General features: G+C 34.1%; 24 protein-coding genes and 1 pseudogene. 8 read left to right on the forward strand and 17 right to left on the reverse strand.

The annotated features are described in order from the left end of the window. Positions 1–181 precede the first annotated feature (181 nt). Positions 182–1,084 (reverse strand): HAD family hydrolase, encoded by a 903-nt coding sequence (locus N7659_RS00010; RefSeq protein ID WP_263275217.1) that lies wholly within the window; start codon positions 1,082–1,084, stop codon positions 182–184. Positions 1,085–1,221: 137 nt separating this feature from the next. On the opposite strand from N7659_RS00010, the gene lysS reads away from it, so the two are divergent. Beyond that, complete coding sequence (gene lysS / locus N7659_RS00015; RefSeq protein ID WP_263275218.1) at positions 1,222–2,712, forward strand: lysine--tRNA ligase; 1,491 nt, start codon at positions 1,222–1,224, stop codon at positions 2,710–2,712. Positions 2,713–2,832: 120 nt separating this feature from the next. Further along, entirely contained in the window at positions 2,833–3,372 is a 540-nt protein-coding gene (locus tag N7659_RS00020; RefSeq protein ID WP_263275219.1) for a biotin transporter BioY, read from the forward strand. A gap of 2 nt (positions 3,373–3,374) precedes the next feature. On the opposite strand, the gene N7659_RS00025 is transcribed toward N7659_RS00020, so the two are convergent. Beyond that, positions 3,375–3,587, reverse strand: a complete 213-nt coding sequence (locus N7659_RS00025) for a YdbC family protein (RefSeq protein WP_199567109.1) — start codon at positions 3,585–3,587, stop codon at positions 3,375–3,377. A gap of 155 nt (positions 3,588–3,742) precedes the next feature. Between N7659_RS00025 and N7659_RS00030 the strand changes: the two genes are divergently transcribed. Next, entirely contained in the window at positions 3,743–4,066 is a 324-nt protein-coding gene (locus N7659_RS00030) for a hypothetical protein (protein WP_263275220.1), read from the forward strand. Between the two features lie 25 nt (positions 4,067–4,091). Here the strand turns inward: N7659_RS00030 and N7659_RS00035 are convergent, their stop codons facing one another. Beyond that, a complete protein-coding gene (locus tag N7659_RS00035) occupies positions 4,092–5,381 on the reverse strand; it encodes a peptidase U32 family protein (RefSeq protein WP_263275221.1) in 1,290 nt (429 codons plus the stop codon). A 23-nt stretch (positions 5,382–5,404) separates the two neighbouring features. Next, positions 5,405–6,334, reverse strand: coding sequence for a peptidase U32 family protein (locus N7659_RS00040; protein WP_263275222.1), 930 nt, complete (start codon positions 6,332–6,334; stop codon positions 5,405–5,407). 117 nt (positions 6,335–6,451) lie between these two features. On the opposite strand from N7659_RS00040, the gene N7659_RS00045 reads away from it, so the two are divergent. Beyond that, positions 6,452–6,739, forward strand: a complete 288-nt coding sequence (locus N7659_RS00045) for a DUF3270 domain-containing protein (protein WP_263275223.1) — start codon at positions 6,452–6,454, stop codon at positions 6,737–6,739. 692 nt (positions 6,740–7,431) lie between these two features. On the opposite strand, the gene N7659_RS00050 is transcribed toward N7659_RS00045, so the two are convergent. The 9 genes and pseudogenes from N7659_RS00050 to N7659_RS00090 all read right to left on the reverse strand — a co-directional run. Next, on the reverse strand, positions 7,432–7,965 hold the full coding sequence (locus N7659_RS00050; protein WP_263275224.1) for a YtxH domain-containing protein: 534 nt from the start codon (positions 7,963–7,965) through the stop codon (positions 7,432–7,434). A gap of 11 nt (positions 7,966–7,976) precedes the next feature. Next, positions 7,977–8,366 (reverse strand): DUF948 domain-containing protein, encoded by a 390-nt coding sequence (locus N7659_RS00055; RefSeq protein WP_263275225.1) that lies wholly within the window; start codon positions 8,364–8,366, stop codon positions 7,977–7,979. Between the two features lie 17 nt (positions 8,367–8,383). Beyond that, positions 8,384–9,187: a prolipoprotein diacylglyceryl transferase gene (gene lgt / locus N7659_RS00060; protein WP_263275226.1), complete on the reverse strand. Its 804-nt coding sequence runs from the start codon at positions 9,185–9,187 to the stop codon at positions 8,384–8,386. Continuing rightward, the gene (gene hprK / locus N7659_RS00065; protein WP_263275227.1) at positions 9,180–10,115 is read right to left on the reverse strand and encodes an HPr(Ser) kinase/phosphatase; all 936 of its coding nucleotides are present in this window, start codon (positions 10,113–10,115) and stop codon (positions 9,180–9,182) included. The genes lgt and hprK overlap by 8 nt, the downstream gene beginning before the upstream one ends. Before the next feature lie 165 nt (positions 10,116–10,280). Further along, entirely contained in the window at positions 10,281–10,550 is a 270-nt protein-coding gene (locus N7659_RS00070) for a PspC domain-containing protein (RefSeq protein WP_317629555.1), read from the reverse strand. A gap of 104 nt (positions 10,551–10,654) precedes the next feature. After that, positions 10,655–11,089 carry a SprT family protein gene (locus N7659_RS00075; protein WP_263275229.1) on the reverse strand — a complete coding sequence of 145 codons (435 nt, stop codon included), beginning with the start codon at positions 11,087–11,089 and terminating at the stop codon, positions 10,655–10,657. After that, positions 11,076–13,202, reverse strand: coding sequence for a Tex family protein (locus N7659_RS00080; protein WP_263275230.1), 2,127 nt, complete (start codon positions 13,200–13,202; stop codon positions 11,076–11,078). The genes N7659_RS00075 and N7659_RS00080 overlap by 14 nt, the downstream gene beginning before the upstream one ends. 216 nt (positions 13,203–13,418) lie before the next feature. Then, positions 13,419–13,913, reverse strand: a complete 495-nt coding sequence (locus tag N7659_RS00085; RefSeq protein ID WP_263275231.1) for a cysteine hydrolase family protein — start codon at positions 13,911–13,913, stop codon at positions 13,419–13,421. Positions 13,914–14,335: 422 nt separating this feature from the next. Beyond that, positions 14,336–14,686: pseudogene (locus N7659_RS00090) on the reverse strand (conjugal transfer protein TraA); the annotation flags it as partial. A 78-nt stretch (positions 14,687–14,764) separates the two neighbouring features. Here N7659_RS00090 and N7659_RS00095 point away from each other — a divergent pair. The 3 genes from N7659_RS00095 to N7659_RS00105 all read left to right on the forward strand — a co-directional run bounded on the left by N7659_RS00095 (position 14,765) and on the right by N7659_RS00105 (position 16,760). Next, the gene (locus N7659_RS00095; RefSeq protein ID WP_263275232.1) at positions 14,765–14,899 is read left to right on the forward strand and encodes an SPJ_0845 family protein; all 135 of its coding nucleotides are present in this window, start codon (positions 14,765–14,767) and stop codon (positions 14,897–14,899) included. Between the two features lie 143 nt (positions 14,900–15,042). Next, a complete protein-coding gene (locus N7659_RS00100; RefSeq protein WP_263275233.1) occupies positions 15,043–15,945 on the forward strand; it encodes a permease in 903 nt (300 codons plus the stop codon). Beyond that, the gene (locus N7659_RS00105; protein WP_263275234.1) at positions 15,945–16,760 is read left to right on the forward strand and encodes a TIGR03943 family putative permease subunit; all 816 of its coding nucleotides are present in this window, start codon (positions 15,945–15,947) and stop codon (positions 16,758–16,760) included. The genes N7659_RS00100 and N7659_RS00105 overlap by 1 nt, the downstream gene beginning before the upstream one ends. A gap of 42 nt (positions 16,761–16,802) precedes the next feature. Here the strand turns inward: N7659_RS00105 and ftsY are convergent, their stop codons facing one another. Then, the gene (ftsY, locus tag N7659_RS00110) at positions 16,803–18,062 is read right to left on the reverse strand and encodes a signal recognition particle-docking protein FtsY (protein ID WP_263275235.1); all 1,260 of its coding nucleotides are present in this window, start codon (positions 18,060–18,062) and stop codon (positions 16,803–16,805) included. Then, the gene (locus N7659_RS00115) at positions 18,049–18,885 is read right to left on the reverse strand and encodes a Cof-type HAD-IIB family hydrolase (RefSeq protein ID WP_263275236.1); all 837 of its coding nucleotides are present in this window, start codon (positions 18,883–18,885) and stop codon (positions 18,049–18,051) included. Before N7659_RS00115 ends, ftsY begins: the two co-directional genes overlap by 14 nt. A gap of 143 nt (positions 18,886–19,028) precedes the next feature. Here N7659_RS00115 and N7659_RS00120 point away from each other — a divergent pair, with 143 nt between their 5' ends. Beyond that, positions 19,029–19,547, forward strand: a complete 519-nt coding sequence (locus N7659_RS00120) for a DUF6287 domain-containing protein (RefSeq protein ID WP_263275237.1) — start codon at positions 19,029–19,031, stop codon at positions 19,545–19,547. A gap of 29 nt (positions 19,548–19,576) precedes the next feature. On the opposite strand, the gene N7659_RS00125 is transcribed toward N7659_RS00120, so the two are convergent. Both N7659_RS00125 and thrS read right to left on the reverse strand, forming a co-directional pair. Continuing rightward, positions 19,577–20,548: a DUF3114 domain-containing protein gene (locus tag N7659_RS00125; RefSeq protein ID WP_263275238.1), complete on the reverse strand. Its 972-nt coding sequence runs from the start codon at positions 20,546–20,548 to the stop codon at positions 19,577–19,579. A 111-nt stretch (positions 20,549–20,659) separates the two neighbouring features. Then, positions 20,660–22,600 (reverse strand): threonine--tRNA ligase, encoded by a 1,941-nt coding sequence (gene thrS / locus N7659_RS00130; RefSeq protein WP_263275239.1) that lies wholly within the window; start codon positions 22,598–22,600, stop codon positions 20,660–20,662. Between the last annotated feature and the right edge of the window lie 224 nt (positions 22,601–22,824).

Genomic DNA, 22,824 nt, shown 5'->3' on the forward strand with positions numbered 1-22,824 from the left:
GTTAATCAAGGATATCAAAAGACAAGCCTTTGGGTTTAGAAACTTTAACAACTTTAAAACAAAAATTCTCATCGCTTTGAACATTAAAAGGGAGAGAATCAATGTGATTCTCTCCCGATCTTGATGACTAGTCACCCACTACAGTTGACAATGAGCCAATTTTTTTCTGTTTCTTTTTAATTTAATGACGATATTTCATTCGAAGAAATTGTTCTTGTTTTTTATCTAAACGAAGTAAAATGACAACCTTATCAATACTCATATTACTTTCTAATAAACGCTCAGCTGCCATCATCAGACCATTATTAATCCCCATTTGTAAGATAGGATTACTCTTTTCATTAGTATCAAAAATAAATTTATTATCTGGTAAATCAAATAAAACCTTAACGGCACCAAAAAGTTGCTCAAAGTTATCAATTTCAAGGTCAAAAACAGGTTTCGTCCCAGGCTTTAAACTTCTACCTCTGTGATTAAACCACATAGAGTGCCAGCCACTTTTATGAGCACCAACAATATCATTATCATAGGAATCACCAACATACAAAGTTGTATTTGGATTCATATCAAATTGTTGCGCTGCTAGATTAAAGATTTCTCTTTCGGGTTTTTGAAAACCAGTTGCCTGACTGACAATCACTCTTTTAGGATCAATGTAATCATAAAGGCCTAATTTTTTAACTTTTTTGAGTTGATGTTCCGTTGGACCATTGGTAATAATACCCATAGGGACATTTTTTGACTTCAAAAATTCTAAGGTCATTCTCATTTCATCAAGCATAGTAATATTGGCTAATTCATGCTCGTAAATTTCTTGAAAACGAATCCCCATTTCTTCATCTATTTCAGGATGACCAAATTCCATTAAGGTCTCTTTACAACGCCAAAAACGAAAATACTCTGTTGTCCACTCTCCAGCAATAACTCTTGGAAATCCGGTGTCAGAATAATGGCGAAAACGAATATAAGCCTCTTTGATATGACTCATATCAAAATCGGGAAAACATTTTTCAATAGCTAATTGATAGGGACGTCTTTGATCATATATTGTATCATCAACGTCAAAAACAATTGAAGTTATCATAGTTACTCCTAAGAAGTTAGTATTTTATAAATTATACCCTTTTTTATAATAAATTTCAAACATACTTTAAGAATTGTAACGCCTATTCTAGACTCTTTTATGTTATAATAGGGTGGAATAATTATTGGAGGAAGAAGATGTCTAACCCATACAATGAAGAATTAAATGATCAACAAATTATTAGACGTGAAAAAATGTCTGCCTTAGCTGAACAAGGAATTGACCCTTTTGGTAAACGTTTCGAGCGTACAGCTAACTCTCTTGAATTAAAAGAAAAATATGCTGATAAGAGTAAAGAAGAGTTGCATGGCCTTGAAGAAACAGCCATTGTTGCTGGACGTTTAATGACCAAGCGCGGTAAAGGTAAAGTTGGTTTTGCCCATATTCAAGATCGAGATGGTCAAATTCAAATTTATGTTCGTAAGGATGCTGTTGGTGATGAAAATTATGAGATTTTCAAAAAAGCTGACTTAGGTGATTTTCTTGGTGTTGAAGGTGAAATCATGCGTACTGATATGGGTGAGCTATCGATTAAAGCAACTAAGCTAACTCATCTCTCAAAATCACTTCGCCCACTGCCTGAAAAATTCCACGGTTTAACAGATATTGAAACCATCTACCGTAAACGCTATTTAGACTTAATTTCTAATCGTGAGAGTTTTGAGCGTTTTGTCACACGTTCAAAAATTATCTCCGAAATTAGACGTTACTTAGACGGACTTAACTTTTTAGAAGTCGAAACACCTGTTCTTCATAACGAAGCTGGTGGGGCAGCAGCACGACCATTCATCACTCACCACAATGCTCAAAACATTGACATGGTACTTCGTATCGCTACTGAGCTTCATTTGAAACGTCTCATTGTTGGTGGTATGGAACGTGTTTATGAGATTGGTCGTATTTTTAGAAATGAAGGAATGGATGCCACACACAATCCTGAATTTACTTCTATTGAAGTTTATGAAGCCTATGCTGACTATGAAGATATCATGAATCTCACAGAAGGCATCATCCAACATGCTGCTAAAGCTGTTAAAGGTGATGGCCCAATAGATTATCAAGGAACTAAAATCAATATTCATGAGCCGTTTAAACGTGTCCATATGGTAGATGCCATTAAAGAGGTGACTGGTATTGATTTCTGGCAAGAAATGACTTTTGAAGAAGCTGTTTCTCTCGCCAAAGAAAAGCAAGTCACTCTTGAAAAACATTTTACCAGTGTTGGTCATGTTATCAATGCTTTCTTTGAAGCCTTTGTTGAAGAAACACTTATTCAACCCACTTTTGTCTTTGGTCATCCTGTTGAAGTCTCACCTCTGGCTAAAAAGAATCCAGATGACGCTCGCTTTACCGATCGTTTTGAACTCTTTATTGTGACTAAAGAATACGCTAATGCCTTCACCGAATTAAATGATCCGATTGATCAATTATCTCGTTTTGAAGCACAAGCAAAAGCCAAAGAACTTGGTGATGATGAAGCAACAGGCATTGATTATGATTTTGTTGAGGCGCTTGAGTATGGTATGCCACCAACAGGTGGTTTAGGAATTGGTATTGACCGTTTGGTGATGTTGTTAACAGATACAACTACTATTCGTGATGTTCTGCTTTTCCCAACAATGAAATAAGAAAAAGTTTAGAAGATGATATCATCTTCTAAACTTTTTTATTTTGTATTGACATCTTATTGAAAATTGCTATAATTTTAGTTAACCAATAAAAATAAAAAGTTAACTAAAGAGGTATTTATGAGACATTCAAAAACATTTTCACTTACTTTAACAGCTATTGCAGCTGCAATGATTGCTATTTTAGCACAAATTACCATCCCTTTTGGAAGTGTTCCTTTTAGTCTGCAAACACTTGCTATTGGATTAGTCGCTACACTATTAAAACCCAAAGAAGCGACAACTGCCACACTATTATACCTTGTTTTAGGGGCAATAGGTATCCCTGTTTTTGCAGGTGGGGCATCTGGTTTTCAAGTTTTATTTGGACCAACCGGTGGGTTTTTATGGGGAATGCTTGGTTTTTCATTTGTCACATCAATCCTAACCAACACCAATTCTTCTCTAGTGAAGGTGTTAATAGCAAATATCTTAGGGGATATTATTGTTTTTGTTCTTGGTGTCATTGGCTTAATGGTTGTTGCAAAACTCAATCTAAGTAGTGCCATTATGGCTGGGGTTGTCCCATTCATCATTCCTGAAATTTTAAAATTAGCTCTAGTGACGCTTCTTTCAAAACCTTTATTTAATGTTCTTAGAAAACAAGGCTACGTTAAATAATCTTATTTTCTAAAAGCTTGTAAAAGAACATCAAATTCTTCATTTGTCAGTGTAATACCTTTGCCCATTTTTGTATGATCTTCATTCCAAGAACGAATATCATACTTAGGTGTTGCACCATTATAACTGACTCTATTTAATTCTTTCTTCCAACCTTTCTCATTTTCTGATAAAACGAGCAGGTGTTCTACTATTTCAAAGCTAAATTCTGACATTTTAAATCCTCCTAATTGCCTATTCGAAAACTAATGTTAAACATCGGGATTTTTCCTTATAATATGGTTTTGTAACCTATTTTTATTCTAATTGCTATTTTATTTAACATTAAAATATTATATAATCATTGTATCAATTTAAACGAGAAAATACTATGATAAAGATATTTAAACCGATAATAGAGGCTATTAAAGACTTTATTGACCCAAAAGAAAAACCTTCTTTGGAGGACATTACAAAAAAACAACTGCTTGACGTTATCAAGCAGGCTCTTCATAATGACTCTTCTGTTCATGTGATTTACCAAGACAAGAGTTTTACAGGTGATATTGTTCGTTTTGAAGAAAACAGTGAAAAACTCATTATGAAGAACTTTCAACGTAATTTATCAGCCATCATTGCTATTAGCGATATCCATAAAATCTCTATCGTTCCACCTTCTATTAAGGTCTCCCAAAATCAATTAAAAGATTATTAAAAAACTCACTGTTTAGTGAGCTTTTTTATATTCTAACAGTTTGGCTACTGCCATCTTCTTTATAAAGATTAATCAAACCTTCTTTACAACTTCTAATCATATCTCCTGGTTTAACCACTTCAGGTACTTTTATGGAAAGTAATTCCATAGGATTTGGAGCACGATCAATTTTGTTTCCTTCTTCATTTCGTAAGTCAGTAATAGTTGTTTCAAAATGACGGAAACCTGGGCCATAAAACTCAACAATATCACCCTCATTGATGACATTTCTTTGACGAATGGTTGCTCTCATTGTGGCTTCATCAAAAGCCATCACCTCTCCTACAAATTTGTATTGAGGAATTTTGCGACGAGCGCCAAAAAGTTGTTCATTTTCTGTTGGTGTTCCATAATAAAAGCCTGTAGAGAGTTCTCTTTGAGCCACTTTCCACAATTCATCTATCAACTCTTGTTTAATAGCTTCAAACTTAGCTGGACTCTCCATGTAAGCATCAACAGCCGCCTTATAACAATTAGCAACCGTAGAAACATAGTGAATGGATTTCATGCGTCCTTCTATTTTTAAACTATCCACACCATTTTCAACAAATTCTGGAATATGCTCAATCATTGACATATCAACCGCACTCATTGAAAATGGCTCAACAACTTCGCCTGTTAAACTTTGACGTTCTTGACCAAATGGTATATCATAGAGATCATATTTCCAGCGACAAGATTGTGAACAACCTCCTCGATTGGCATCTCGATGACTCATATGGTTTGATAAAGTACAACGACCAGAGTATGACACACACATCGCGCCATGAACAAAGGCTTCAATTTCGACATCCGTTCGTTGTCTAATCTCTGCCAATTCTGACATTGATACCTCGCGTGCTAAAACGACACGGGTCAAACCATAATCTTTCCAAAACTTGAACGTTTCAACATTGGTCGCTGAGGCCTGGGTTGATAAGTGAATTTCTAAACCTGGGGCTTCTGTCGCACATATCTCAATCAAAGCAGGATCAGAAACAATAACAGCAGAGATATCAATATCTCTTAATTGACGAAACCACTCACCAGCTCCTTCTTCATTACCTTCATGAGTAACCATGTTAGCTGCTACATAAACCTTAGCACCATATTTTTTAGCAAAAGCAACACCTTCTGCCATTTCTTCAATAGTAAAGTTACCCGCTCTACTTCTTAAACCATAAGCTTGACCACCGATAAAAACGGCATCAGCACCATAATGGATAGCAACCTTTAATTTTTCAAGAGTCCCAGCAGGTGCTAAAACTTCGGGACGCTTTTTTTCTACTCCTGTCATCTTATTTCCTCACTTAAAACAAATTATTTTACAAGATTAGGATCAAAATCATAAAAACCTGTGTCTAACTGACGATTTTTAGGATGATTTTCTTGTATTTTTTCATCAAATAAGAAAGCTTGTGCTTGATCAAATTGACCTAATGAGATTAAATCTCTGGCTTTAACAAAGTAACTGACAATCTCTGTAAATGACGTTTCTGGTGTATAAATGCCATCTAACTTCCAGTGTGCCAGGCCATGTGCAACTAACTCATTTAATTTGGTCATGAGATTAATATCATTATTAGCAAAAACATGTGTGCCATGATTATCCTCATAAATGGAATAATGAGAATTAGGGTCACTTGGTTCTGCTAAAAATAAATCTCTTGCTTTAGTTTTGTCATCATCAATTTTAGTAAAATTATAATAATTTTGAAGTAATGGGCGTTTAGAATGATGAATAACACTAGCTCCATATATCAAAACTTCTGCAGGAATGTCTAAGTTTTGGGAAATTTTAAAGAGTTCCTCTGATGGAATTTCTCTAGCTAAAACAGCCTCTGAGACTTTCCCGACTTTCCCCCAAAAATTTATTTGACGACTGGAAGTGACCATGGTTGAGGCATCATAAATCATTTTTAAAGGTCTTTTCTCTTGGTTGATAAGATAAATAACACCAGTATCCCCAACAGTAATGTAGTCAGTTTTAATCGATTCTAAAAAATCCAGATAATCTGGCAGACGATCAATCATACCTTGGTGCATCAAAGCATTTACTGCTACCGTTAGTTTTTTTCCTTTTTGGTGAACAAGAGTTGCTATTTCATTCATCTCGTCACGTTCAAAAGTATTTGGTAGACGAAGGCCAAAGTTTTTTTCACCGATATAAATACGATCAACGCCTAACTCTAATAACTGTTTTGTTTGTTCAATACTTTCAGCTGTTGCTGTTAAAATCATTTCACTCATACCTAATATTTTATCAAAAATCGCTAAAAATGGGCTTTTTTTATAGAATGTAACAAAATTGTAACAAACATTTTACTTTTTTATGTTACTATAATAAGGTACTTAAAGGAGATGCCTATGCCAGTGCCATTAAATAGGCAGAATGTCTATGAAGAAGATAAAGAATTTTATCCTAATTCTGCCCCTAGATACAGTGAATATAAAATTTCAAATACCAAAAAAAGAAAATTTAGAGAGCTTGTTTTTTTCTTAAAAGTAGCTTTTTTTTGCCTTACAACTGTTGCTTTAACATTTGTATTTCTTTCAGTTAACCTTCAACCATTAATAGCATTTCCAATAGCTTTTATTTGTGGTCTAGTGGTTATCAACCTCGTTCCTTATTTAATTAAACTATTTAACACTTAACTTTCTTTTACAATAGATAGAGGAAAGTTTTTTTATTTTTATAACTGAACAGATTCGGCAAAATATTTTGCTGAATCTGTTTTTTATTTTCTAAAAAACACATATGTCCTAAAAATGAAATGAGTTTATTAAACAATTTTGATATAGATTGTTATATTACACTCAATACAGAGAGAAAAGGTGAATTATTTTATATTTTTGTTTCATTAATTCATGTTCATAATCTAAAAAATAATTTTAATTTATATGATGGAGTTAATTTTTGTAATTATTTCTGTGATAAATGTAAAATACTCTTGGCAAAATAAAAAGCACCCTCCAAAAAGGGTGCCAACATCATTCCATACTCATTCAAAATTAAAAGATAATATTATATTTAAATGAAATATAAAATAAAAATAGAACAAATAGTATCGATAATATCCATATATAGAACCATTGAACTTTTGTAAATTTGTTTTTTTTAGCAACCTCTACAGTTTTAACAATGTCTATTATATAAACTCTTATCCAAAAATAAATTGTCGCAATAAAAAATAAAATCAAAAGTAATACAACAAACCATACTTCTAGCATAGTTTTTCCACCATTCTACCCATCCTGTATTTTTTATTTTATCTCTAGCGTCTCCAATCTTGAAATAATAGCTGAACCAAAATCAAGGAGATTTTTTTCTCAATCGAAAAGACGATTTATTCTTTTGTGGCATCGTCTACTTTTTCTTCGACTGTTTCTTTAACATCAGAAACAGTTGCTTCAACATTTTCTTTCACATCAGAAGCTTTTTCTTCAATATCATCTTTGACGTCACTAGCTGTATCTTTAACATCTTCAACAACTTGATCATAATCAATAATGATATCCTCTTCTTCAAATTCATCACCTACTGTTTTATCATCAGTCAAATGAATATCTTTAATGGTTTCTTTGATTGTTGAAAAACCTTCTTTGGCTGTTTCTTTAATGTTTTTAGCAATGTCTTCAGGTGTTATTTCACCTTTTTCTAATTTTTCTTTATATTCTTTGAATGTATCAACTGCAAGGTCTTTATATTCTTTTGTTTTTTCTTTAGCTAATTCTTGATAGGTATCTGGATCTTCTTTAAATTTTTCGACGGCTTCAGTCACTTTATTTTTAACTTTTTTTCCTTCTTTTGTTGTTAAAAAGTAAGCTGCAGCAGCTCCTGAAATAGCACCAATAATGGCTGTTTTTAAAAATTTACTCATGATAATTCTCCTTATTTTTTAAATATTTTTTTTGCAATTTTTGCAACAGTATAGGCTTTACTCACATGACTAACATTTGATGAGGCATCTGTTGCTTTTTGCCCCAAGGTTCTTGCTTGTGTATTCAAATCTGAAACACTTTCTGATAACTCAGCCACTGCACTAAACAAAGGATCAATGGTTGCCACTTTTCCATTGACGTCTTCAACTAAAACATTAGCTTTTGCTAATAAGTCATTGGTCTGGTTTAACGTAACATTGACGTCAGTTGTTAATAGTGTGATTGTTTTTTTACTTTCTTCCACCGTTTCTGAAACATTCTTTATCAACTTAATGGCAAAGAAAACTAAAACAACAAATGCAATTGCGATGATTAACAAAGATAGTCCAACTAAATCCATATATTTCTCCTATATCCCTATTTTGATAATTGATTATTCACTTGTTCACGATAAAATGGTAATTCTTTTTTTGAACGTCGTAAAACAATCATGACAACACCTACTAGTACCAAGATGGCAGATAACCATTGTGATACTCTTAAACCTCCAAGCATTAAACTATCTGTTCGCATACCTTCAATCACGAAGCGACCGATACCATACCAAATGAGATAAAAGAATGTTGCTTCACCTTCTTTTAAAAATTTTGGAATCCTTCTTAAAATCATGATAATAGCAAATCCAACTAAATTCCACATTGATTCATATAAAAAAGTTGGGACACGATAACTACCGTCAATAAACATTTGATTTTTAATGAAATCAGGCAGATAATCCAAGTTGGAAACTACTTTCCCATAAGCTTCCTGATTGACAAAATTACCCCACCGACCGATACTTTGAGCAATCATAACACCCGGTACAGCAATGTCTAAGAAATCAAAAGCATTAATCATACGATAATATGAGAATACTAATAATACTAATGCTCCTGTAATTAATCCACCATAAATGGCAATACCACCATTCCAGATGGCAAAGATTTCTAGAGGATGTTTTGCATAATAGGACCATTCAAAAATCACATAATATAATCTCGCACCAATAATGGCTATGGGAAAAGCAACTAATATAAAATCTAAAACATCATCTGGCTTAATTCTTTTTTTAGGGGCCTCTTTCATCGCTAAGTAGACAGCTAATATTAAACCTGAAACGATAAAAATAGCATACCAGCGTAGGCTAATTGGACCTAACTCAATAGCTACTGGATCAATCATGTGAAACTCCATTCTTCTTAATTAATGCTGATAGTCGTTTTTCAAAACTTTTTGTGGCATCAAATCCCATTTGTCTTGCTCTATAATTCATTGCAGCTGCTTCTATAACAACCGAAACGTTACGCCCAGTTTTAACAGGAATTCTTATTCTAGGAATCTTAACACCTGATAATTCAATTTCTTCTTGGCCATTTCCTAAGCGATCAAAATCCTTACTGGCTTCATAGTTTTCCAAGTAAATAGCTAGCTGAACTTGTGAAGATGATTTGACAGCACTAGCGCCATAAAGACTCATAACGTCAATTATCCCGACACCACGAATTTCAAGTAAGTGACGCAAGATTTCCGCTGGTTCTCCCCATAACGATTCTTCATCTTTGGCAAAAACATCAACGCGGTCATCAGCAACCAAACGATGGCCTCTTTTAACCAGTTCTAAACCTGTTTCACTCTTACCGATACCACTATCACCTTGAATGAGAACTCCCATTCCGTATATATCCATTAACACACCATGAATACTAGTTCTCTCAGCAAGGCATGAATCTAGGTACCAGGAAATTTCTCCTGATAAACGACTCGTTGGCACACGACTTTGTAAGAGTGCAACCCCGTTTTCTTTGGCAGTTTGATGAAGTTCCTCCGGAATCTCTAAGCCACGTGAAACAATAATGGCTGGTGTTTCTGGTTTTAACATCATCCTTAACACAGAATAACGGTTATGAGATGTCATTGCCATTAAATAAGACCATTCCTTCATCCCTAGTAACTGAACACGCTCTGAGGTATAATAATCAAAATAACCAGTCATCTCTAAACCAGGTCGAGAAATATCAGATGTGGTAATCTCCTTGTTTAAAAGTGACTCATTGCCATAGATGACGTTGAGCTTTATTTTTTCTGCTAACATCTTTACTGTAACTTTCATTTTTTCTCCTTTTATTCATTCTATCATAAATTAGAAAAAATGATAAGATGACATGCCTGTTAAGAAAAGAGAAATTTGACATTATCAACTAATCATGAAGTCACTAGCTCAACCAAATCTCTCTATAAAATAATCAGCAAAAGTGTCGTTTCGTTAATCAGCTACTTACCAAAACCAATCTTCTTTTTCATCAAGAGGTTCAGCATCTTTTCGTTTACGTGGCCCTTGATGGTAAGTTTTTTTAATCTCATCTTCTTTATAAGGTAAAACAAGAGCTAAAATGAAATAGATCAGCAAAGCACCCCTAGTATATAAAAAAATTAATAAAAAGAGGAAACGTAGAAAACCTAAATCCCACGAAAATTTATCTGAAATCCCTGAGAGAACACCAGCAAGCCAACTATTTTCTCTTTTTTTATACCATTTAGTCATTATAATCTCTCCCTTTTTACTAAACTTTTCTATGTCGAAGGTTAGGTATTGTTATCTTTTGGGATACCATTTTATTATAAACAGTAATGGTGATGTATACATCAGTCTTACGAATGATTTTTTAAGGTTAGATTGCCCTGACACTTACTACATCGATAGCGAGAAGTCTTGATACGACGATGACGTGGGTATAAAAAGCCACATGCTTGACAAATATAATGGTATTTAACTGCCTTAATTTTTCTTGGGACATATCTAATACCATCAACTTTTCTTAGTAAATCTTTAAAATCTTTGTCACGGTGTCTATAACCCCTTTTTTCAAAAAAGAGATGATAGTGGCACAATTCATGACGAACAATTTTTCGAAATAAAGCTGGTCCATGTTCTTGATAGATTTTTGAACTAAAATCCAAATGACCATCATTTGGGAAAAATCGCCCACCTGTTGTGGTTAGGCGACTATTCCATACTGCATGATGGTGAAATGGTTTGCCAAAATCATCAAGAGAAACTCTTTTAACGTATTCAGTGAGATCCATCTAATTCTACCAAGGAAAGATTAACTTTTCCGCGTTCTTCATCAATTTTAGAGACCCAAACAGTAACGATATCACCAACTGAAACCACCTGACTAGGATGTTTTATAAATTGATGACTCATCTGAGAAATGTGGATTAAACCATCTTCATGGATACCGATATCAACAAAAGCTCCAAAATCAACAACATTTCTAATGGTACCTTCAAGTTTTTGACCAATGTTAAGGTCTTTCAAATCTAAAACATCTTGGCGGAGGGTCGGTGCTTCAAAATCATCACGTAAATCGCGACCAGGTTTTAAAAGGTCTTGAATAATATCTTTTAAGGTTGCTTCACCAATTGCAATCGTTTTTGCTACTTCCTTATAATCAAGTGCCTTTAGTTTCTTTTGAGCTTCTTGATCTAGTTCTTCAATAGACAATAAGGCAAATAAGCGCTCAACAGCAGGATAGCTTTCAGGATGAACACCAGTATTATCTAAAATATTTGAACTATTTGGAATACGCAAGAAACCGGCTGCCTGTTCAAATGCCTTATCTCCCAAACGTGGTACCTTTTTAATGTCAAAACGAGACATTATCGCACCATTTTCTTCACGGTATTTGACAAGGTTTTCTGAAATGGTTTTGTTGAATCCTGAAACATAAGATAAAAGAGCAGGGCTTGCTGTATTCACATTAACACCGACTTGGTTTACTACTGTTTCAACAGTGAAATCAAGGTTTTCTGATAATTTCTTTTGACTCACATCATGTTGGTATTGACCAACACCAATGGATTTTGGATCAATTTTAACCAGCTCTGCCAAAGGGTCTTGAAGACGTCTAGCAATAGATATGGCAGAGCGTTTTTCAACCGGTAGGTCAGGAAATTCATGCCTTGCCAACTCACTCGCTGAATAAACCGACGCGCCACTTTCATTAACAATCACGTAAGAAACCTGAGGATGGTCTTTTAAAACTTCAGCAACAAAGCTCTCACTTTCTCGACTAGCTGTTCCATTACCAATAGCAATCAGCTCAATCCCATAGTCTTCAATCAGTTGTTTTAAAACAACCTTGGCATCTTCAATTTGTTTTTGACTGGCTGGTTTTACTGGATAGATAACTTGTGTCAAGATTAATTTACCTGTGGCATCAACCAGAGCCAATTTTGCTCCTGTACGAAAGGCAGGGTCAAATCCTAGAACCATTTTTCCTTTTAAAGGCGCAATTAACAACAGATGACGCAAATTTTCAGAAAAAAGTGCAATCGCCCCATCTTCGGCTTTTTCAGTCAATTCAGAACGAATTCGACGCTCCATAGCAGGAATGATTTTCTTTTTCAGCGCCTGTTGAATACTATGTTTAATATAATCGTTTTGCTCTTTAAAACGATATTCAAAAAAGCGCGTCATCTTATCCAAGTTATGTTCAAAAGAAACCTTTAAAACCCCTAATTTTTCACCACGATTCAAAGCTAACACACGATAACCTTGCAGATTAGCAATTTTTTCTGAGAAATCATAGTAGATTTGAAAAACCTTCTTTTCATCTAGAGTCTCATCTTTTAAACTTGACGTTAGCGTACTGTACTGCCAGATTTCGTTATAAGTCCAAGAACGCAATTTAAGATCTTCTGATAAAAATTCAATTAAAATATCAGAAGCGCCAGTTAAAGCCTTATCAACTGTATCAAAGGTGTCATTGAGGAAATTCTTGGCCTTTTCTTCAAGATTAGCATTATTTTGCAAAATAAGACGTGTCAAGTCAGACAGACCATTTTCACGCGCAATTGTTGCTTTGGTACGACGTTTTTCCTTGTAGGGGAGATAAAGTTCCTCAACATCTGCTAATTTTTCAGCATCTGTGATTGCTTTTTCAAGCTCAGGAGTCAATTTCCCCTGCTCAGCAATTTTAGCAAGAACCGTCTCTTTTCTCTCTGAAAGAGTCGTTAATTGTTTATCACGATCGATAATAGCTTTAATATCAACTTCATCAAGGTTACCAGTCATTTCCTTACGATAACGCGCAATAAAAGGAATGGTGTTTCCTTCTGTCGTTAACTGTAAAACTGTTGTTATTTGTGTTTGTTTGATGCCCAATTCTTGGGCGATAATTTGACTATTTTCCATACCCTATATTATATCATCTTTACTAATGAATGGATATTATTTACTATTTTTCTGACGTTTTAAAATGTTAGTACCTTTTTATATTTATGGATGCTTTCATTATGAAAATTGAGTAAGAAAAAAACAGTAAACCTATTTTGATTTACTGTTTCTCAAATTGTTATATTCAATTAGACAAACTGGATTTATCTTCTTAATGTTGAACTACTAAATTTTTTATATTGCCTTTAATTCATCTAATTTTATAACATCACAGCCTTTTTTAGTATAGTATTGTATCATTTCTGGAATCTTTGCTTTGTTATAGCTAGTTATTCCATCAGAAATGACATGCACAGTGTAACCTGATTTTGCCATATTATAACAAGTAGATTTTATGCATTCCGTAGCATCAGCTCCTGCAACATAAAATTCAGTAATTTCGTTTGTATCAATAAAAGACTTGAAGTCCTCAGATGTTAGAGCGTTTCCTTTGCTTTTAATAAATATATTATCTGAAATCACATTTAAATCTGGAACAAGTTCAGCTCCTTTAGTTCCTGGTTTAAAATATTTAGCACTAGGGGTTAAATCATTGTGTTTTATATACACAATATGCCATTTGTTGACTTTTGCGATATCTATAGCTTTATTAATATTGTCTATTATATCTTTATAATTTTTAGTAATATTGTTTTGAATGTCAATTACGATTAAAGCTGTTTTTTTCATTTGTAATTCCTCCACAAATTCCAAGTTGCTTAACAATTGTTTTTTATTAATCAAACTTCCAATAAAGTTTCCCACCAGTGAAATTAATCCGTTTACAAGAATGTAAATGCTGGCAATCGATATAAAAGATAAATACGGTCGGTGCAAATAGTAACATAATGAGTAAAGGAAATAAACAATTAAGAACATTTTTCATTCCATAAACTAAAGAAACTACTTAGCATTTTATTAGAATTCCAATCACCAAAATCAGCATGCCGCTTTCAGTATCTTTAATAAGGAATGACAACACATAAAAGGCAAAAATGATTACAGCTAAATATGGTATCGATTCTTGATTCTTTTATTTTTCGTCTCACATCATTGACCAATGTACACTTTTTATATGTATTAATGATATTATACCATATTTCAATTTCATTTTATAGGCCTAACTCGTTTCCCTTTACCTTTGATAGTTGCTTTTCTTGTTCTACTTCTTTCCTTATTTCTAATATTTGACTATAAAGTCTCTTTTTATCTTTCTTCAAAGTGGCAATTTCTAATTTCCATTTGGATATATTTAAGATCTTGCTTTCTCCTAAATGTTCTTTCAATTATTTCTTTGCACTTTCAGATAAAATAAGCTTTGTCGTATGCTCGTTATAAAAATCTTCCTATTTGCTTTTCTTTAATTTTGTATATACTTTGTAGGTATCTTTATACTTAAAAATTTTTTCTGACTGGTCTATAAATTGTGTTCTGTCATTAATTTTCTTCTCTGTATCTTTTATGCTGTTTTCTTCAAGATATACTTTCTTTTGACTTTTGTAGTATAATAGAGATATCTTAAACTAGAAAGTTGGTTTCCTATGGCAATTACTCATAAAAAGCAAGATGATTTAGAAAAAATGTTGGAAAATTTTGCAACCTTACCAACCGCAACAAAACCTTCTCCTCCTGATACAGAAAAGAAAAAGGAAGATAAGCAAACTGATAAAAAATAAAGACCTTCTTAAAGATGGTCTTTTTTGAAACCTCTTTTATTTTTAAAAACTGTCGAAAAAACAAATAAATGTTATAATGAATACTACTTATCTCAAGATAACAAGTTTTGTTATCCCAACAAATAAGGAGATGATTTTAACTCATGTCTATTTTAAGTCAATTACCTAGTAGTGTTTTACAATGGTTTGCCATTTTTTTATCTATCATCATTGAAGCTCTCCCCTTTGTGTTTTTGGGGAGCATTTTAGCTGGTGCTATTGAAGTCTATTTGACCCCTGACATGATGACAAGATATTTACCTAAAAATAAGTGGTTCCGCATTTTATTTGGTACGGTGATTGGTTTTGTTTTCCCATCATGTGAATGTGGTATCGTGCCTATCGTTAATCGCTTTATTGAAAAAAGAGTACCTAGCTACACTGCTATTCCTTTTTTAGCAACTGCTCCTATCATTAATCCCATTGTCTTATTTGCAACCTACTCAGCATTTGGCAATTCTTTTCGCTTTTTATTTTTAAGGCTTGTTGGTGCTATGCTTGTGGCTACTTGCTTAGGGATTATGTTAGGATTTGTAGTTGACAGCAACATTCAAAAACCTAATCGAAACAATACCCATTTTCATGACTACTCTGATAAAAACTGGCAACAAAAACTTTTTTACGCTTTATCTCATGCTGTAGATGAATTTTTCGATGTGGGACGCTATCTGGTTTTTGGTAGTCTCGTTGCCTCAGGGATGCAAATTTATGTGCCAACTCGTATTTTAACCACTATCGGTCATAATCCGCTAACAGCTATTTTAATCATGATGTTACTTGCTTTCATCCTATCACTTTGTAGTGAGGCTGATGCTTTTATCGGTGCTTCTTTATTATCAACGTTTGGAATGGCACCCGTCATGGCTTTTCTTATTATTGGTCCGATAATTGACATTAAAAATCTTCTCATGATGGTTAATTCTTTTAAAAAACGGTTTATCCTGCAATTTATGGCGACATCTAGTGTGGTCGTTGTGCTCTACTGTTTATTCTTGGGGGTAATGTGATGCTTAGATTCTTAGTTTTAGTCGGTTATTTTGAATTGGGGATGTACTTGCAACTATCTGGAAAATTGGATCAATACATCAACATTCATTATTCTTATCTCGCTTATATTTCGATGGTGTTATCACTCATTCTAGCCATTGTTCAATTGATAATCTGGATGAAAAAATTAGAAATGCCTAGTCATTTAACGACAAAATCAGCCAAATGGGCTAGCATCATTCTTTTGGTATTTCCAATTGCAGTTGGTCTTTTAGTCCCTACTGTCACTCTTGACTCCATAACCGTTTCCGCAAAAGGCTATCATTTTCCTCTTGCCAGTGGTTCTTCACCAACAGGTGAAAGTAGTGATGGCACCCGTATCCAGTACTTAAAGCCTGATACTAGTCTTTATTTCACCAAAGCTTCCTATAATAATGAGATGAAAAAAGCTCTAGACAAATACAAAGGCTCAAATCCTCTAAAGATTACAAGTGATAATTATATGGAAGTGATGGAACTTATCTATCTCTTTCCTGATGAATTTATTGGTCGTGAGATTAACTACTTAGGTTTTGTCTATAATGATCCAAAAACAGAAAATTATCAATTCCTTTTTCGTTTTGGGATTATTCACTGTATTGCAGACTCCGGTGTTTACGGACTTTTAACTAAGGGAGAAAATATTAGCCTAGAAGATAATAACTGGGTAAATGTCAAGGGAAAATTAAGTCTTGAATATAATCAAAATCTTGATCAAACTTTACCTGTATTAGAAATTGAATCGATTCAGAATGTCCAAGAACCTGATAATCCTTATGTTTACCGTGTCTTTTAAAAAACAAAAAATCTCAGAGATTTCTTTCTCTGAGATTTTTTATTAGATAAGTCCTTCTAATAACCCCTGCATAAAGTTTTCGGAATTAAAGGCACCAATATCATCAATTTTTTCACCAAAACCAATTAATTTAACTGGAATGTCAAGTTCCTCTCTGATGGCAAGAACAACACCACCTTTTGCGGTACCATCTAACTTAGTCAGAACAATCCCTGTGACAGGAGTGATTTTTGAAAATTCTTTGGCTTGAACTAGAGCGTTTTGACCCGTTGAAGCATCTAAAGCTAACAAGGTTTCATGTGGTGCATCAGGTATCACTCGTTTAATGATACGACCAATTTTTTCTAATTCTGCCATGAGATTGTCTTTATTTTGTAGACGGCCTGCTGTATCAATTAAAAGAATATCAACACCTTCTTTTACAGCTCTTTCAACACCGTCAAAAACAACACTAGCTGGGTCAGCTTTTTCAACACCTGTGACAACGGGCACATTAACTCTTTTGCCCCATTCGACTAGTTGTGCAACAGCTCCTGCTCTAAAGGTGTCGGCTGCCACTAACATGACTTTCTTTCCTTCTTGTTGGTATTTGTAGGCAAGCTTACCAATAGATGTTGTTTTACCAACACCATTAACACCAACAAATAACATGACCGTTAAGTCTTCTTGAAGATTTAACTTTTCATTGAATTGACCATCTTTTTCATAGATTGTCACTAATTTTTCGATGATGACTTGTTTTAACTCTTCAGGTCTCTTAGCATTTTCGAGTTTTGCCTCATAACGTAATTCTTCAGTCAAGTTTGATGCTACTAAAACACCGACATCTGATAGAATCAACATTTCTTCCAAATCTTCAAAAAACTCTTCATCAATACTTCTGAAATTAGCTAGAAAGGCATTTAATCTAGCACCAAATCCTGTACGCGTTTTTTTGAGTGTTCTGTGGTATTTTTCCTCATCAGATTCTTGAGAGTTATCTTGCACATTATCAATGTCTTGTACTTCATTGATGTCTTGTGTATCAAGGACATTAAAATTATCTTTAGCAATTTGCTTAATCTCTTCTTTTTCCTCATGTGTTTGAGACAAGTCATTGGTGAGATTAGCTGTGGCATTTTCTTGAAACTCCTGTTCTAAAGTTTGATGACTTTCAGAAGTTTCTATTGATACCAAGTCATTTTCTTCACTTTTTTCTTTAATATCTGGATTGTTTGTTTCAATTTGTTCCTCAGAGGTCACAACGTCCTCTTTAGTCTCTTCTTTTTTATTTCTTCCAAATAGGCGGTCAAATAATCCCATCTTTTCCCTCTCTTAGTATATATTTTTCAATAGCCTCTGCTACTCCTGACTCATCATTTGTGCGACTGGTCATTCTTTTGATTTCTTGTTTAACAGTATCTGAAGCATTTTTCATGGCAACTGGTAGTCCTACCCATCTTAGCATGGCAAGATCATTTTCTTCATCTCCAATAGCCATCATCTCTTCTCTCTTTATTCCTAAATGCTCTCCCAAAATAGCAAGGGCACTTCCTTTGTCAACACCTTTTGGCATGATTTCAAGCAAGATATCTCTTGATTTAAAAATCTCAAATGCCTCATGAAAACGCTTGGGAATTTTAGGCAGTTGCTGATCTAAGTAATTCGCATCAAAAACGGTGACAATCTTATTATAAATAATGTCATGTGGGAGTTCTTTAAGTGTCTTTATATCATGGAAATCTAATAGGACATTAGCAGTAGGATAAAGCGATTTGTGATTACCAGCAGTTAAGGTATAACTCTTTGAATCACTAAGAATATCAACTGGTAGTCCTAAAGACAGTAACATCTCGGTAATCCTTTCCACATCTTCTCTACGCAATGTTTTTTGAAAAAGACTGTTACCATTATTTTTTTGAATTAACCCACCATTAAAAGTGATGCTATAGTCTTCTTGACTTTTTAAATCCAAAAATTCTAAAAGATTGCCAATAGCTCTTAAAGGGCGACCTGTTGTAATAACAACCTTTACTCCTTTATTTTTAGCTTGGGTGATAGCCATTTTATTTAAAAAAGGTACTTCTTTTTGGCTATTAAATAAAGTGCCATCTAAATCTAAAGCTAATAATTTAATTTGAGTCATAAAACTCCCTTCCTTCAACTTCGCTCATTCTTTATTCTATCAAATTTTAATCAGTTTTTGGGAAATAGATGACAATTCTCTTAAATTAAATGTTTTTTAGGGAAAATGATATAATAACAGTATCAGAATGAGAGGAATAGCCTATGAAAAAAATCAAATTATTATTGCCCCTAACTTTTTTACTGTTTTCTTTATCAGCATGTCAGAGCTCTAATCAAGAAAAAGAGAAAGCAACAACAGTCACAACAACCACTCAAACCACTCAAACCACCAGTGATAATGTAGATGAAACCAAACAAGCTGGAATGTCTCTAACAAATATTGAAAAAGGCGATTATACTAGTATCATCGGTACTTGGCAAAATGAACTAGGAGATACACTTGTTTTTAACCGAGATGGTTTAGATTCAGAAAATCTTGTCATACAAGGTGCCTTTTTAAGAGAAAGTAATCTCGAACTTAACATTGTTCCAGATGGCAATAATGATGAGGCTTACTCATTAATTCTTGTTCCAGCAAACACTATTATTCCTGATTCTAGTTTTATTTCTGGTGATGGTGATACTTCTGACGGGAAAAGAGACCGGATGGTAGCAACCAAAACACAATTAGAAGGCGGTAGCCATTTTGAACACAGTGTCTTTTATAAAATTTCTGATTAAAAGTGTTAGGCATGTTTGCCTAACACTTTTTAGCTTTCTCTTTTGATGATTTTTCTAAAATGGTCTACCTGTCTTACCACGTGCTTATAGGCATTGTCATCATGAAAATAACTCTTGTTCCAATCTTTGGGTTCAAAGAAAAACCATTCTTTTTGAAGATTAAGAGCTGCTTTAAATCTTGGAAAGAATTTTTTTCTACTTTTAGGATCATGTATTGAAACAGGATTAATATCTAGTTCTTTATGTCTTTTATTATTACTAGTCGCATAATTAAAACTAGCTGTATTGATTATCCCATTTTCAGTTTGTCTTTCATAGTCTATCAGATTAACAAAATGACCTTTTTTATCAATGATAAACTCTGTATGAAAATGAACCAACACTTTAAAATTAGTGGTTATTTCTTGATCGGGGTAAATTTTTTTACCATTTTTAAGATAATACTTGTTATGTAACCTTGCCGATTCATTTAAAGAGTAATCATAACCTAAGGGAAACCATGATTGCTCTTTTTTATCTTTTAAAAAGACTGCCAAAGCCTCTTGGTCGGTCATTTTATCAGTCTTTATATGATCTCTAATCCACTGGGCTTGTTGTCCTGATATGAGATATCTGAGCTGATGAATTTGTCTTCCAAGAGGTGTTTTTTGACGTAATTCATTTTCTGGAAATGCTGTTGAAACCGTTTGGGCTAGACTTTTCCAAAAGTCATGATCAGGTCTTAATACTGGTGAAAATTTTTCCAGTGACGTTTTAACGCTAGCACTATCTATTTTGATATCATCTTCAGTTAGGCCAATATGATTTAAAAAGATCTCTAAACAAGCTTTTTTATCAGATGTCAGTTGAAGTGTTTGATGCCATAAAGACATAAACATTGGCGAACCCACCCTAACATCTAAAAAGACCTGACCGTCTTTTTTCATTTGTAGAATCAATTGTTTAGACCAACCGTCTTTAATCAATTGCTCTTCTATATCTTTTGAAACTTCTGTCGACATCTTATACTCCTTTAACAATGCCATCTCTTACTTACTAATATTAAATACCATTTTGAAGATTTTAGCAAATGACTAATTAAAAAGCCTAGAAAATATTTCTAGGCTAGTTGATTAATCTACACGAGAATAGTTAGCAATATCTGCCAGAATGTTAGCAACAAATGTTGCCACTTCTTCTGTGTGTGTTTCTTTACTACCATAACGACGCACGTTAACGAGATTAGCTTCTACTTCTTTATCACCAACAATCAATTGATAAGGAATTTTTTGTGTTTGGCTTTGACGAATCTTGTATTGCATTTTTTCATTACGCTCATCAACCACCACACGCACACCTTTTTCTTTCAATTGATTAGCGACTTGCCAAGCATAATCAGTATGAGCATCATTTGATACTGGAATAACAGTCACTTGAGTTGGTGCTAACCAAGTTGGAAAGGCTCCTTTATAGGTTTCAATTAAGTAGGCAGTGAAACGCTCCATTGTTGACACCACACCCCTATGAATCATAACGGGACGATGTGCTTCTCCGTCAGCACCAGTATAAGCTAAATCAAAACGCTCTGGCAACAAGAAATCAAGTTGGATGGTTGATAATGTCTCATCATTACCCAAAGCAGTTTTTACTTGGATATCTAGCTTAGGACCATAAAAGGCTGCTTCACCTTCAGCTTCATAGTAGTCAAGTGCCATATCATCCATTGCCGCTTTTAGCATGGTTTGGGCTTTTTCCCACATCTCATCATTATCAAAATATTTTTCCTTGTCATTAGGGTCACGGTAAGATAATCTAAAGCTATAGTCAGTCAGATTAAAATCACGGTAAACATCAATGATGAGTTGCAAGGTTTTCTTAAATTCTTCTTGAATTTGTTCAGGTGCAACAAAGATATGACCATCGTTAAGAGTCATTTCACGCACACGTTGTAACCCAGATAGAGCACCCGATTTTTCATAACGGTGCATCATCCCAAGTTCAGCAATTCTAATTGGTAATTCACGATAAGAATGAACATGGTTACGATAAACTTGGATATGGTGTGGACAGTTCATTGGACGAAGCACTAATTGTTCTCCCTCACCCATATCCATTGGTGGAAACATATCTTCATGGTAGTGGTCCCAGTGACCTGATGTTTTATAAAATTCGACATTAGCCATAACGGGTGTATAAACATGTTGATAGCCTGAAGCAATTTCTTTATCAGTAATATAACGCTCAACCGTACGACGAATAGTGGCACCGTCAGGTAGCCAAAATGGTAGACCTTGTCCTACTTCTGGGTCAACCATAAATAAATCAAGTTCTTTCCCAAGTTTACGATGATCTCTTTCTTTAGCTTCTTCACGCATCTTAAGGTAAGCTTTTAAGTCTTTTTTATCAAACCAAGCTGTTCCATAAATTCTTTGCATCATGGCATTGTCACTGTTACCACGCCAATATGCGCCCGCTACATTTAATAATTGGAAAACTTGAATCCGTCCGGTTGAAGGAACATGAGGACCACGACATAAATCAACGTATTCTCCTTGAGTATAGATGGTCAAACCACCTTCATCTTCTGAATGTTCTTCAATCAATTCCAATTTATAAGGGTCGTTTTTGAAGATTTCACGCGCTTCATCTTTAGAAACTTCTTGACGAATGCTTGGGAAATTTTCCTTAACGATTTTTCTCATTTCAGCTTCAATGGCTTCCAAATCTTCATTTGAAATTTGTCCAGCTTCATTGTCAGTATCATAGTAAAAACCGTCTTGAATGGCAGGTCCAACACCTAATTTAATTTCAGGGAACAGACGACGCGCTGCTTGTGCAAATAAGTGAGCTGCTGAATGGCGTAAAATATCAAGAGCGTCTTCATGATCTGGCGTCACAATCTCAATGCTACCATCTTCTTCAATCTTTCTTGTCGTATCAATCAATTTACCATTGAATTTACCCGCTAAGGCTTTTTTAGCAAGTGAGTTACTGATAGATTGAGCAATCTCAAAAGTAGTTACTCCTGATTCAAATTGACGGACGGCACCATCAGGGAAAGTAATATTAATCATTTGATTCTCCTTTTAATATAAATAGATATGTTTTTATTAAAACAAAAAAAACGACATCCAAAAGGACGTCGTAACGTGGTTCCACCTTAGTTTATGTAGAAAAACTCTACACCTCTAATTGGCTATATCGTGGCCACCGTTTTATGTTTTCATAAAAAGATACAGAGTAGTATTTTACCTCTTTTCTTACGCTTTTTCAGCACCAAGCGCTCTCTAGAAAGAAA

Source organism: Streptococcus sp. CSL10205-OR2 (genome assembly GCF_025660655.1).
GTDB lineage: Bacteria > Bacillota > Bacilli > Lactobacillales > Streptococcaceae > Streptococcus.